Source organism: Isosphaeraceae bacterium EP7 (assembly GCA_038400315.1).
Classification (GTDB): Bacteria; Planctomycetota; Planctomycetia; order Isosphaerales; family Isosphaeraceae; genus EP7.
This window is the reverse complement of record CP151667.1, coordinates 728,508-741,944: the sequence shown is the minus strand read 5'-3', so window position 1 is coordinate 741,944 and position 13,437 is coordinate 728,508. Positions and strand designations below refer to the sequence as shown.

Here is a 13,437-nt window from a genome sequence, read left to right as displayed (position 1 = left end):
ACCGGCCGCCTGGCTGGCCATCGTTGAGGGGTTCAGTAGCAGAGGCCATAGCCGAAGCTGGAGAAGGGCGAGTACACGACGTAGCTCACCGGCGAGTACGCAAACCCGAGCCCACCAAAACCGCCGTAGCCCAGGCCCCCATAACCAAAGCTGTTGAACCCAAGGCCAAATCCGCTATTCCAACCGCCACCCCAACCGCTGTTCCAACCGCCACCCCAGCCGCCACCCCAGCCGCCGCCCCAACCGCCACCCCAGCCGCCGCCCCAACCGCCCCAACCTCGATTCCAGCCACCGCCCCAGCCTCGATTCCAACCGCCGCCACCCCAGCCGCCGCCCCAACCTCGGTTCCAGCCGCCGCCCCATCCGCCACCACCCCAGCCGACGCGACCGAACCCTCCGCCGAATCCGCCGCGACCAAAACCGCCACGGCTCCAGGCCTGCGCGGGGCCCTCGGCATCCATCTCGGTCGCCCCGACGGCAATCGATCGCGGCAGTTGCGGCGCGAATGCCATTGCGAGCGTTGTGCGAGCCGGTCTCGCGGTGAATTCCGAATCCATCTCGCCCGCGACGACCGGCGAGGCCATCAGGAGCGACACAACCAAGCTTCCGAGCCGAGGATTCATGATGGCCTCCCGTCGAGATGTCCGGCACCGTTGTGGGCAACCATGAATTGTAGGCCCCGGCGGGTTCGTTTCGTACTGGATCGCCGACACAAATTCACTCGATGCATCGATCTCGTTTTCTGAAAACACGTTATGGAACGAACAAGAATCGAGCACCGGCCCATCAGAAGCGGCCAGGATTGACTTCGATCGAATTGTAACTAACATGGTTCCAATTCGAGGAGCGAGGCGGCCTACATCTCCGGCCCGTCTCGGCATCGGACTCCCCTCCGATGCACAACGTGCGGCCCCCCGGGTTCGCATCGGCCTCGCAGGTGAGGAAGAGATTTGCGTGAGAACCGCGACGGCGAAGCTCGCTTCGCCGCGGTGGACGTGCGCCGCTGCGCCATCCGGACGTGGCCAGGACTTTCAGGATCCAAGCGTCATGAGAACCGAATTCGACCAGAAGACCGGCCCGGGTCGGCTCGCGGGATATGCCCTCCTCGTCGCGGGCATCCTGTCGGTGGCGGGTTGCCAGAAGCCGGCCGTCGTGGCCGAAGCACCGCCGCCGATCGTCGGCGTCGTCGAGTCCAGGCGCATGAGCGTGCCGGTGATGGTCACCCCCAACGGCACGACCAGGGCCCTGGAAGACGTGACCATCCGGGCCAGGGTCCGCGGGTTCCTGACCGAACGGCATTTCGCCGAGGGGTCGCTCGTGAAGAAAGGGCAGCTGCTCCTGGTCATCGACGAGGAGCCGTACAAGATCGCGCTCGAATCGGCCCGCGCCAAGCTGGCCGAGGCCGAGGCCTCGCTCGAGAAGTCGGAGCAGTCCAAGGGGCGTGAGGTCGCCTCGGCGCAGGTCGAGCTGAGCCGGGCGCAACTGGCGCTCGGCCAGATCCAGGAGCACCGCAGCCAGAACCTGCTCTCACGCAAGGCGGGGTCGGCCGAGGACCTCGACAAGGCAGCGGCCGACCGCCGCCGTTGGGAGGCGCAGGTCGAGGCCGACCTGGCCAACCACGATCAGTCGAAGGCCGATTATGCCGTGGGGATCGCCGCGGCCAAGGCGCAGGTCTCGGCCGCCAGGGCCGCCGTCCGCGAGGCCGAGCTGAACCTGGGCTACTGCCGGATGGAGGCCCCCATCGACGGCCAGATCGGCCAGGCGAAGGTCAAGGTCGGCAATCTCGTCGGCCCCGACATGAGCGGAGGGGGGGCCTTCTCCGAGCTGGCGACCATCCAGCAGCTCGACCCCATGGGTGTTGACATCCGGATCAGCTCACGCGACCTCGACCGCACCAGGCGCCTGATTCGCCAGGGCCTGGCCGTCAGGCTCTCGCGTCCGGGATCGGCCGGCGAGCAGGAGCATCCCCAGCAGGGGACCTGCGACTTCATCGACAACACGATCGACGAGACGACCTCCACCTTCCTGGCCAAGGCGCGGATGCCCAACCCGGGCGGGACTCTGCTGCCCGGTGAATACGTCAAGCTGCGCATGGTGGTCGACCACCTGGCCGACGCCGTCGTCGTCCCGTCTCCGGCGGTCTCCGAGACCGACTCGGGCCCCGTGGTTTATATCGTCGACGCCGGCGGAAAGGTTGCCGTCCAGAGGGTGGACGCCGCCCAGGTCTTTGAAGGGATGCGGGTCATCACCAAGGGCCTCGACTCCGGCGTGCCGGTCATCGTCGAGGGGATGCAGGCGGTCCGCCCCGGGGTCGTCGTGAAGACCGAGCCGGCGATCGTGCCCAGATCCGTCAGCGAGGGGTCCAAGGTCACCGCAACGCGACCCGGGGGAGACCCGGGCCCCCTGGACTCAACGCCGCCCAGGTCCTGAGCCCGGCGCCGGGCAGCGTCCTCCCGACTCGATCCCCATCCACCGGAAGGGTCTCGTAAGACCATGGTCGACTTCTTCATCCGCCGGCCCATCTTCGCCACGGTGTCGGCCCTCTTGATGCTGCTCATCGGCGGGATCTGCGCGTTCCAACTGCCGATCGCCCAGTATCCGCAGATCGCGCCCCCCCAGGTGCAGGTGACAACCACCTACACCGGGGCCGACGCCCTGAGCGTCGCGCGCACCGTCACCACGCCGATCGAGCAGCAGATCAATGGCACGAAGGGCCTGATCTATTACAACTCGGACAGCACCAGCAACGGCGTCTCCAACATCGTCGCCACCTTCGACGTCGGCTACTCGCAGGACATGGCCGCCGTCGACATCCAGAACAAGGTGCAGACAGCCCAGGCGCAGCTCCCGCCGGAGGTCAAGCAGTACGGCGTCTCGATCAAGAAGACGTCGACCGACATGGTCTGCGTCGTCAACCTGATCTCGCCCGATGGGCGCTACGACGCCACCTTCCTGGACAACTACGGCCAGATTTACATCGCCGACGCGCTCAAGCGCATCCCCGGCATCAGCGACGCCACGGTCCTCGGCCGCAAGTATGCGATGCGGATCTGGATCGACCCGGACCGGCTGGCGAACATGAAGATCGCCCCCACCGAGATCGTCCAGGCCGTGCAGCAGGAGAACGTCCAGGCCGCCGCCGGCAAAATCGGGGGCCGGCCCGTGCCGACCGGGCAGGATTTCGAGCTGCCGATCACGGTGAAAGGGCGGTTGGAGAAGGCCAGCGAGTTCGAGGAGATCGTCGTCCGTCGCAACGACGACGGCTCGATTGTCCGGCTCAAGGACGTCGCCCGGGTCGAGCTGGCCTCGGAGAATTACGAGAGCGCCAGCTACATCGACGGCAAGCCGGCCGGCGGCATCCTGATCTTCCAGTATGCCGACGCCAACGCGCTGGCGATCGTCGACCAGATCAAGGTCGAGATGGACCACCTGACGGCCAGCTTCCCCGAGGGCCTCGAGTACACGATCGTCTACAACACGACCGACTATGTGCACGAGAACATCAGCGAGGTCGAGCATACGCTGATCGAGTCGTTCGTCCTGGTCATGATCGTCGTGTTCGTCTTCCTCCAGGGGTTCCGCGCCACGCTCATCCCGATGCTGGCGATCCCCGTCTCGCTGGTCGCCACCTTCGCCGTCATGAAGGCGTTCGGCTTCTCGATCAACTCGCTCACGCTCTGCGGCCTGGTGCTGGCCATCGGCCTGGTGGTCGACGACGCGATCATCGTGGTCGAGAACGTCGAGAAGTTCCTGCATCGAGGGCTGCCGCCGCTCGAAGCCACTCGCGCCGCCATGGCCGAGATCACCACGCCCATCGTGACGATCACGCTGGTGCTGGCCGCCGTGTTCGTGCCCGTCTCGTTCATGCCCGGGATGACCGGCAAGCTGTACAACCAGTTCGCCATGACGATCGTCTTCTCGTTCGTCTTCTCGGCGTTCAACTCCTTGAGCTTCAGCCCCGCGATGGCCCGCCTGTTCCTGAAGACCAAGCACGGAGAGACGAAGTTCTTCCTCTTCCGCTGGTTCAATCGGGGGCTCAAGTGGATCGAAGACTCCTATGACTCGGTGCTCGACTTCACCGCGCATCACTGGTGGACGATCGTTGTCCCGTCGCTTGGGCTGCTGGTGCTGACCGGCTGGATGATCAACGCCCGGCCCAAGACGTTCATCCCCACGGAGGACCAAGGGTACCTGATCGTCGTGGTCCAGACGCCCGACGGGACCAGCGGCGAGAAGACCGAGCAGGTCTTGAAGCGGGTCGAAGGGTACTGCCGAGGCCTGGAAGGGGTCAAGCACACGGTGATGATCGAGGGCCTGAACGTCATCACGTCGGCCAACCAGACCAACTGCGGCGTCGTCTTCATGCCGTTGCAGGAGTGGGGCGAACGCACGACGCCCGAGCTGAGGGCCGCGGGCCTGGCGAAATCCCTCCAGGGCTTGCTCTCGTCGAAGGTGCGAGACGCCATGGTCCTGGTGCTCCAGCCCCCGCCGATCCGCGGCCTGAGCCAGACCGGCGGCTTCGAGCTGATGATCGAAGACCGCGCCGGCAAGGGAGTCGACGCCATCCAAGGGGTCGTCGACCGCTTCCAGGACGAGGCACGGAAGCGTCCCGAGCTGGCGGGGGTCTTCTCGACCTTCTCGGCCCGCGTCCCCCAGCTCAAGTTCGAGGTCGACCGCACCAAGTCGCGCCGGCTCGACGTGCCGATCAGCGACGTCTTCGCCGTGCTCCAGGCCAACCTCGGCGGCTATTACATCAATGACTTTGACCTCTACGGCAAGGTCTGGAAGGTGATCCTCCAGGCCGAGGGGAGCGTCCGAACCAAGCCCGAGGACATCCAGAATCTCTACGTCCTGAACCGCAAAGGAGATCGCGTCCCGCTCAGCTCTCTGGGCGAGGTCCGCTACGCGCTAGGCCCCATCGACGTGCCGCACTACAACCTTTATGGCACGGCGAAGATGAACGGGGCGCCCGCGCCGGGGTACAGCTCGGGCCAGGCCCTGATCGCGATGGAAGAGGTCGCGGCCAAGGTGCTGCCCACCGGGTTCGGCTACGAGTGGACCGGCACGACCTATCAGGAGCAGAAGACGGGCAACCAGGCGACCTACATCTTCGGCCTGTCGGTGGTCTGCGTCTTCCTGTTCATGGCCGCCCTGTATGAGAGCTGGATCAGGCCCACGGTCATCATCCTGACGGTGCCGCTGGCCATGTTCGGCGCCATCGTCGGCCTCTGGCTCTTCGACATGCCGCTTGACGTCTTCGGCCAGATCGGCCTGGTCATGCTCATCGGCCTGGAGACCAAGAACGCGATCCTGATCGTCGAGTTCGGCGTCGAGATGCGCGAAAAGCATGGGATGAGCATCATCGACAGCGCCAAGGCGGCGTCGCGCGAGCGGCTCAGGCCGATCCTGATGACGTCGTTCGCCTTCGTCATGGGCGTCTTGCCGATGGCCCGAGCCACAGGCGCCGGAGCCTACAGCCGCAACTCGCTGGGCATCGTGATCGCATTCGGCATCGCGGTGAGCACCGTGCTCGGCCGGTTCGTGATCCCGATCTATTATGTCCTGGGTGAGCGCCTGATCGACTTCTTCGCTTCGAAGCGGGGCGGCGAGCAGGCCGCGATCAAGGACGACCCGTCGGGCGAGCACGACGTCGTCGCGGCCCACTCGAATGGGGCACCGATCTTCGCCGGCGTGGAACTCACGAGCAGCCACTAAGGTTGCAGACGGGGTTGTAAGCGGCCGCCCTCGCCCCTACGCTGAAGGGGCGAGGGCTCCCCTCCGTTCGATCCCGTCCGCGAAAACTCGATCGTCTTTGCCGGTGAGGCTCGAATGAGTTCGAAGCTGAGCGTCGCCATCCACATCCTGACGGTGCTCGCCCTGCACAAGCCCGAGTGCGGGACCTCGACCTCGGAGTTCATCGCCGAGAGCGTGAACACGAACCCGGTGGTCATCCGCAGGCTGCTCGGCCTGCTGCGCGAGGCCGGCTACGTCGATTCCAAGAAGGGGGTCGGCGGCGGCTGGATGCTGCTCGTCGACCCGAAGCAGATCTCCCTGCTGGACGTGCTCAAGGCGGTCGAGCCCGACAACGAGATCTTCGCCCTCCACCGCGCCGAGCCGAACCCCGAGTGCCCCTGCGGACGACACATCCAGGGAGTCCTGGTTGACCTCTACGCCGATGTCCAGGCGGGAATGACCCAGCAGCTCGCGAGGTCGACCATCGGCAGCGTCACGGACACCATCCTTGCCAGGATGCAGGCCGACTGACGCGGGGCCTTTGCGCGAAACGCCGGCATCGGACTTGCTTCCCTGAGTTCCCGATGCCCTTGTCCCCGACGCGCCTCGGGCGTCCTTGAATCCAATCTTGCGCCTCGTCCCGACGCGATCCGGGTCCGTTCGCGCCACTGGACCGCGAGACAGCACGATGGACGGTTCCGACCTGGCTCGCGGAGCGGCCTCGGGCCTGCTGGCCACGATCCCGATGACCCTGGCGATGGAGGGGATGCACGCCATGCTCCCCGACTGGGAGCGTTATCCCCTGCCTCCGCGCCAGATCTCGGAGCAGTTCGAGCGAGCGGCATCGATCCGCCACGAACTCGATGAGTCGCAGGAAACGGCCCTGACGCTGGCGAGCCACCTTGCCTACGGTGCCGGCGCCGGTGCGGTCTACGGCACAATCGCGGCCCGATTGCCGGCCTCGCCCGCCGTCCGCGGTGCGGCGTTCGGCCTGGGCGTCTGGGCAGTCAGTTATCTCGCCCTGATGCCCGCCCTGGGCGTGCTGAGCCCCGCGACCGAGCACCCGAGGCGGCGAACGGCCCTGATGATCGGGGCGCACCTGGTCTGGGGGGCGTCCGCCGGTGTCCTGTTCGATCGACTGCAACGACATCCGAGGTCATCCGCCTCGGGCCATGAGACGACGGCGCCTCGCTGAACATTCTCAACACCGATCGACCTGAAAAGGCGCCAAACCATGATCTTCATGCCGTTCCAAATCCTCGGCCTCTGGCTGCGCGGCCTCGTCGCGCTGGCCCTGATCGGCCTTGCGGCCTACCTCCTGCGCGAATGGCACCAGCGTGCCACCACCGTCTACGAACCCTTGCCCGCAGCCGTCGCGGCCGGGGAACCTCAGACCGATCCGGTCCTCCAGAAGCCCGGCGGCGCCGGGCCGCGGTCCGAGGTCGTCGTCCGTCGTGCCAGGGCAGTTCCCCTGTCCGAGTGGCGACCGGGCTGGGATGTCCCAACGGCGATGCTCGCGGGCGGCCTGCTCCTGGCCGGCCTCGCGGCGGGCGGAGGGTCGCTTGCCTGGCCGCTCCTGCGGCGTCGGGGGGACGATGAGCCGAGCGCCGACCGCGGTGGGGTTGTCGAGCGAATCCGGCGTCCCGACGGGTCGGAACTCCAGGTCGAGATGTACGGGCCGGCCGAGGCGCCCCCGTTGGTCGTGGTCCACGGTTGGGGCTCGGACGCCACCGAGTGGTACTACCTCAAGAAGCAGCTGGGAGGCCGCTTCAGACTGATTACCTGGGACCTTCCCGGGCTCGGGCTCTCAAAGGGACCGGACAATAACGATTACAGCGTCGAGAAGATGGCCCGTGACCTGGAGGCGGTCATCGAGCGGACGGCCATCGGGCCTGTGGTCATGCTGGGGCACAGCATCGGCGGCATGATCTGCCTGACGTACTGCCGCCTCTTCCACGAGACGCTCGCCGCCAAGGTCTCGGGCATGATCCTGGTCCACACCACGCCGACCAATCCCGTCCGCACGACTCAGTACTCGGGCCTCTACACGGCCCTTCAGAAGCCGGTCGTCGAGCCGCTGCTTTACCTGACAATCGGCCTGGCCCCGCTGGTCTGGCTGATGAACTGGCTGAGCTACCTCAACGGGTCGTTGCAGCGGTCGACGGCCAAGAGCTCGTTCGCGGGAAACGAGACGCGCGGGCAGGTTGATTTCGTCGCCAGGTTCATGCTGAAAGCCTGGCCGGCCGTGCTCGCCCGGGGCATGTTCGGCATGCTCCGCTATGACGCCTCCGCGACGCTCCAGACGATCGAGATCCCGACCCTCGTGGTTTCGGGCGACCGCGACACCACGACCCTGCCGGAAGCGAGCGAGTGGATGCGCCGGGATATCCCGAATGCCAGGCTCGTCGCACTTGCCCCCGCCCGGCACATGGGCCTGATCGAGCGCAACGACCAGTTCTCCGACCTCGTGGCCGAATTCGTGAACATGCACACGCCGAAGGTCGGTTCCACCTCGGCCGGCCGGTCGCTCTGAACGCATCTCGTCGAAGTCCGTCGGATCCGGGAAGCCCCCGATCCGACGGCCTTCGTCCGTTCGTTCAGGAAAGCGGGTTGATGACCAGCCCCGTCAGGAGCTTGGGGTAGAAGTAGGTGCTCTTGGGGGGCATCTTCTCCAGGTTCGAGGCGATGGCCTCGACGTGCCCCATCTCTGCGGGCGGCACCAGGCAGGCCAGGTCGCAGGCCTTGGCGTTGACGGCCGTCGTCACCTCGTCGAGCAGATGCACGTAGGTGCACTTCGACTCGCCGAGGGGGCGGAGCAAGGTGTTCAGGACCAGGACGTGCAGGATGCTGACCCCCAGGGATCGCCACTCGGCGGACTGCTCCGAGGCGAGCTGGTCCATGGTGGCGTCCGACCTGAGCCTGGCGGTGAGCCAGCGGCCATCGGCGACGGTGCCGAATCCGAGCAGCTCCTGATCGCCGGACATCTCGATGTCTTCCCAGGCGGCGCGGGCGCCCTCGTCGCCGGTGCCGTGGTCGCGCACGTCGAACTCGGGGGCGAGCCGCTCGGTGAGGGCCTCGGCGGTGAGGCCGGGCAGGCCCGAGACGAGCCGGTGAGTCGGCAGGATGAGCAGGCCGGGGTCGCTCATGCCGACAAGCAGCATCATGGTGAAGTTGGCCGGGTCTTCGTCACCCTGGAGTTGCCCCGAGGCGGCCAGGACGTCGCGATGGTTGACCCCGGTCTCGTAGCGGTGGTGGCCGTCGGCGATGAAGATGCCGCGGTCGGCCATCAGTCCCGAGACGGCCGAGTGGGCCGCGGAGTCGAGGATCGGCCAGAGGCGGCTGACGACGCCCAGGTGGTCGACCGCTTCCAGCGGGGTCCGGTCGCGCAAGCCGGCATGGACGGCGGCGATCACCGCGCCGTCGGGGTCGGGATAGAGCCCGAAGACGGGGCTGAGGTTCGACTTCGTCGCTGCGAACAGGGCGAGGCGGTCGGCCTTGGGCCCCGAGAGGGTCTGCTCGTGGGCGTAGATCTTGCCCTGACCGAACGGCTCCAGGCGAACCCGGGCGAAGAACCCGCGCCGCGTGTAGGTGCGGCCTTCGACCTCATAGGTCTGCTCGAGCAGGTACAGGGCGGGCTGGTTGTCCTCGCGGAGGACGCCTTCCCGGCGCCAGTCCTTGAGGAACCTGGCGGCACGTGTGTACCGGTTGGACTCGTCGTTATCGCCGGGCTCTTCCTTGTTCAGTTCCAGCCGGATGACGTTGTAGGGGCTCGCCTGGTAGAGGCGGTCCTGAAGGTCGGGGCCGATGACGTCGTAAGGGGGCGCGACGACGTCGGAGAGGGCGCCAACGTGGGCCATGTCGTAGCGGACGCCGCGGAAGGGTCGGATGTCGGGCATGGCGGGGCTTTGGTCCGTCGTGGGCCGGCCGCGCCGGCGCATTTTGAATCGATGGGGAGACGTGAAACGGGGACGACTTGGGAACTAGCGAGGGGCAGGGGCGGTCGCATCCGGGATCACGCTGAACCGAGATCAAGCGGCGATCACGTGCCCATTTCCCAGCTGTTGAGGTACTTGGCCTGCTCTTCGGTGAGGGTGTCGATGGCGATGCCCATCGTCTGGAGCTTGAGGTTGGCCACCCACTCGTCGATCTCTTTGGGGACGACGTAGACCTTGTTCTCGAGCTTGTCCTTGTTCTTCAGGGCCCACTCGGTGGCGAGCGCCTGGGCAGCGAAGGACATGTCCATGACGCTGGCCGGGTGCCCGTGGGCGGCGGCCAGGTTGATCAGGCGGCCTTCGCCCAGGACGAAGATCCGGCGGCCGTCGGCGTAGAGATATTCGTCCACAAACTCGCGGACGCCCTTGTTGACCGACTTCGAGTTGGCGGCCAGCTGGTCGAGTCCGAGCTCGACGTTGAAGTGGCCCGAGTTGCAGACCATCGCGCCATCTTTCATGACGTCGAAGTGCTCGCCACGGATGACGTTGATGTTGCCGGTCACGGTGATGAACAGGTCGCCTGACTTGGCGGCCTTGTCCATCGGCATCACCTCGAAGCCGTCCATGGCCGCTTCCAGCGCACGGATCGGGTCGACCTCGGTGACGATCACGTGGGCGCCCATGCCCTTGGACCGCATGGCGACGCCCTTGCCACACCAGCCGTAGCCGCAGACGACGATCCGGCGGCCGGCCAGCAGAATGTCGGTGGCGCGGACGATGCCGTCGAGGGTGCTCTGGCCGGTGCCGTAGCGGTTGTCGAAGAAGTGCTTGGTCATCGCGTCATTGACGGCGATGACCGGCAGCTTCAGCACGCCGTCCTTCTCCATGGCGCGGAGGCGGATGACGCCGGTGGTCGTCTCCTCCATGCTGGCGACGACGTTGCCGACGATCTGCGAGCGATCTTCGGGCTTGAGCGACTGGACCCAGCTGCGGACCTCGGGGTGGAGGTCGTCGAGCCGGTTCAGGGCGGCGAAGACCATGGCGCTGACGAGGTCGGCACCGTCGTCCATGGTCACATTCGGCCGGTGCTTCAGGGCAGCGGCGATGTGGCGGTAGTAGCTGTGCTCGTCCTCGCCCTTGATGGCGTAGACGGGGATGTTGAAGTCGTGCACCAGGCTGGCGGCGACGTCATCCTGGGTCGAAAGCGGGTTGGAGGCGACCAGAACGAGGTCGGCACCGCCGGCGACCAGGGTGCGGGCGAGGTTGGCCGTCTCGGCCGTGACGTGCAGGCAGGCCGACATCCGGACGCCCGCCAGGGGCTTCTCGGCTTCGAACCGCTCGCGGATGGCACGCAGCACGGGCATGTCGAGCTCTGCCCAGACAATTCGCTGGTGGCCGATCGTCGCCAGTGCCGGATCCTTCACATCGCCCAACACGGAAGTCGCCAAGGGAAAGTCTCCGGAAGTCGTCTCATCAAGCTAGGCGGCAACAGCCCGCCAGGCACTCGCTATCAGAGGGGCTCGGCCCGAGTCGCCATCAAGGCGGCATCGGTCCGGCCGATCTACAGGGCCGAACGCAGGAGTCGCAGCGTCTTCTGCCGCTCCCAGTCCATCCAGTTGGCTGGCCCAGTCGAAGGGTTTGGGGCCTGCTGGAGCAGTTTGGAGAGGACCAGGCCACAGGCACGGGCATGGGTGGGGGCGATGAGCTTGGCATCGCGGACCAGGGCATCGAACCGGGCCCAGTCGGCCTCCGACATCGCCAGTCGCAACGCCTTGCTGTTCCACTGGACCGGCAAGACAGGGTGCAAGGGCCTGAGCCCACGCCCTTGTTCCGGCTTACGCCGTCGCCCCAGACGATCCTGCTCCATCACGCCGACTCGCATTCGATCACGTCGCGCCGGCCGAATCACTCGGCCGCCATCGCATCGCACAGGGATTCAGAGTAATGACGTGCGTACGCGTGTGTCAAGAAATTTGAGCGGCGCAATCAACCTGCACGTCGACGGGCGATCTCCTGGCAGGCGAGGCAGGGGGAAGTGATGTGGATGCCCGATGCGTCCTAGCGCATGAACTTCTCGATGCGCCGAAGGAGGGTCAGGATCAGCAAGGCCAGGATCGTCCCGAGGGTGGCGGAGGTCTCGCGGCCCATGCCCGCGGCCATCCCGATCGCCGCCGTCAGCCAGATTCCGGCGGCGGTCGTCAGACCCTTAATCTCTCCGGTCTCGTCTTGCTTCAGGATGGCTCCCGCGCCCAGGAATCCGATGCCCGCGATCATGCCCTGGATCACGCGGGAAAGATCCGAGGTGGTCGCGCCGGCCTGCTGCGGGATCAGGATGAAGAGCGCGGCCCCGGTGGCGACGAGCATGTGCGTCTTCAGCCCCGCCGGCTTGCCGACACGTTCCCTCTGGTAGCCCAGCAGCCCGCCGAGGGTCGCGGCCATGAGAAGTCGGAGGATCAGCTTGACGACATTCTTGAGGTCCGGAATGTCGGCGAAATCCTCGCGAATCGCGGCCTCGATCTGCGACCACCAGAGTCCCATGTCCACCCCCAGCCTTCTCTTGCGACCCGATCGAGGCGAGATACGTCGCTCAGCGAGCGACGTGCCCGGCGGAGACCCAGCCGGCGCGGGCTGCGGCGATGAAGGTGGAGACCAGGGCGGGATCCTTGCGACCGGGCGCCGACTCGACGCCGCTGGCGGTGTCGACCATCCAGGGGCGGATCAGGGCCGCACGCTCCGCGACGTTTGCGGGCGTCAGGCCGCCGGCGAGGATCAGACGAGGCAGGGGGGGCAGGAGCCGGAACAGGTCGACCGCGATCGAGTGGCCGGTCCCGCCCATCAGGCCGGGGACGTGCGCATCGACGAGCACAGCGTCGGGCGTGCGGCCGAGCGAGGCCGATCGCTCCAGGTCGAGGATCATCGCCGCGACGCTGGCCTCGTCGGAGAGGCGATAGGCCCGGATGAGCCTCAGCCCGGACAGGGCAACGTAGTCCTCGGGCGGCTCGTGCCCGTGGAGCTGGACCGTCGTCAGGCCGACATCACGCGCGATGGCGGCGACCTCGGAGGCGGGCCGATCGACGAAGAGGCCGACGGCTCGGGCCGGTTCGTCAAGGGCCTCGACGATCGCCCTCGCGGCATCCGGGCTGACAGATCGGGGAGAGGCCGGATGGAAATTCAGGCCGATCCAGTCGGCGCCCGCGGCAAGCGCGGCGCGAGCCTCGGCGACGCTCGTCAGGCCGCAGACCTTGACGAGAACGCGAGGGGGTGTGCAGTCGGGCCAGGGGTGGTCGGGCGGCACGGTGATTCGGCCCCCGGCGCGGCGTTGGCGGTCGATAGGGCTCGGACCGACTTCGATCCGAGCCTCGGCATTCAAACGTTCTCGTCCGGTCGTTCAGGAGACGCCGAGCTTGCTCAGGGCGTCCTTGAACTTGGTCTCGGAGTTGACCCCGACGAGGCGGTCGACTTCCTTGCCACCCTGGAAGACCAGGACGGTGGGGATCGCCGAGATGCGCAGGCCCACGGGGGTATCCTGATTCTCGTCGGTGTTCAGCTTGCCGACCTTGATCTTGGAGCCGAACTCGCCGGCCAGCTTGGCGATCGTCGGCGCCAGCATGCGACAAGGGCCGCACCAGGGGGCCCAGAAGTCGACGATGACGGGGACTTGTGAATCAAGGACTTCCGACTTCCAGTTGGCGTCGGTAAACTCCACGACGTTCTCGGCCATGGCTGCGCCCCAGAGAGATCGAAGAAAAACGACCGGGGCGGGACTGACGCC

Annotated in this window: 12 protein-coding genes; 5 read left to right on the top strand and 7 right to left on the bottom strand. The window is 66.7% G+C overall.

The features are described from left to right. Positions 1-32 precede the first annotated feature (32 nt). Positions 33-623, bottom strand: a complete 591-nt coding sequence (locus EP7_RS02965) for a hypothetical protein (RefSeq protein WP_463526090.1) — start codon at positions 621-623, stop codon at positions 33-35. 424 nt (positions 624-1,047) lie between these two features. Between EP7_RS02965 and EP7_RS02960 the strand changes: the two genes are divergently transcribed. The 5 genes from EP7_RS02960 to EP7_RS02940 all read left to right on the top strand — a co-directional run bounded on the left by EP7_RS02960 (position 1,048) and on the right by EP7_RS02940 (position 8,266). Continuing rightward, on the top strand, positions 1,048-2,430 hold the full coding sequence (locus tag EP7_RS02960; RefSeq protein WP_463526089.1) for an efflux RND transporter periplasmic adaptor subunit: 1,383 nt from the start codon (positions 1,048-1,050) through the stop codon (positions 2,428-2,430). Between the two features lie 63 nt (positions 2,431-2,493). Next, positions 2,494-5,715, top strand: coding sequence for an efflux RND transporter permease subunit (locus tag EP7_RS02955; RefSeq protein ID WP_463526088.1), 3,222 nt, complete (start codon positions 2,494-2,496; stop codon positions 5,713-5,715). A 114-nt stretch (positions 5,716-5,829) separates the two neighbouring features. Then, positions 5,830-6,264 (top strand): Rrf2 family transcriptional regulator, encoded by a 435-nt coding sequence (locus EP7_RS02950; RefSeq protein WP_463526087.1) that lies wholly within the window; start codon positions 5,830-5,832, stop codon positions 6,262-6,264. Positions 6,265-6,421: 157 nt separating this feature from the next. Further along, a complete protein-coding gene (locus tag EP7_RS02945; RefSeq protein WP_463526086.1) occupies positions 6,422-6,928 on the top strand; it encodes a DUF1440 domain-containing protein in 507 nt (168 codons plus the stop codon). A gap of 39 nt (positions 6,929-6,967) precedes the next feature. Further along, the gene (locus tag EP7_RS02940; protein WP_463526085.1) at positions 6,968-8,266 is read left to right on the top strand and encodes an alpha/beta fold hydrolase; all 1,299 of its coding nucleotides are present in this window, start codon (positions 6,968-6,970) and stop codon (positions 8,264-8,266) included. A gap of 64 nt (positions 8,267-8,330) precedes the next feature. On the opposite strand, the gene EP7_RS02935 is transcribed toward EP7_RS02940, so the two are convergent. The 6 genes from EP7_RS02935 to trxA all read right to left on the bottom strand — a co-directional run bounded on the left by EP7_RS02935 (position 8,331) and on the right by trxA (position 13,386). After that, complete coding sequence (locus EP7_RS02935; RefSeq protein WP_463526084.1) at positions 8,331-9,629, bottom strand: DUF1015 domain-containing protein; 1,299 nt, start codon at positions 9,627-9,629, stop codon at positions 8,331-8,333. Positions 9,630-9,772: 143 nt separating this feature from the next. Next, positions 9,773-11,113, bottom strand: a complete 1,341-nt coding sequence (gene ahcY, locus EP7_RS02930; RefSeq protein ID WP_463526083.1) for an adenosylhomocysteinase — start codon at positions 11,111-11,113, stop codon at positions 9,773-9,775. Positions 11,114-11,226: 113 nt separating this feature from the next. After that, complete coding sequence (locus EP7_RS02925) at positions 11,227-11,532, bottom strand: hypothetical protein (protein WP_463526082.1); 306 nt, start codon at positions 11,530-11,532, stop codon at positions 11,227-11,229. 191 nt (positions 11,533-11,723) lie between these two features. Then, positions 11,724-12,203: an MgtC/SapB family protein gene (locus EP7_RS02920; RefSeq protein ID WP_463528476.1), complete on the bottom strand. Its 480-nt coding sequence runs from the start codon at positions 12,201-12,203 to the stop codon at positions 11,724-11,726. A gap of 49 nt (positions 12,204-12,252) precedes the next feature. Further along, entirely contained in the window at positions 12,253-12,960 is a 708-nt protein-coding gene (locus tag EP7_RS02915) for a phosphoribosylanthranilate isomerase (protein WP_463526081.1), read from the bottom strand. A gap of 93 nt (positions 12,961-13,053) precedes the next feature. Next, entirely contained in the window at positions 13,054-13,386 is a 333-nt protein-coding gene (trxA, locus tag EP7_RS02910; RefSeq protein ID WP_463526080.1) for a thioredoxin, read from the bottom strand. Positions 13,387-13,437: the final 51 nt, after the last annotated feature.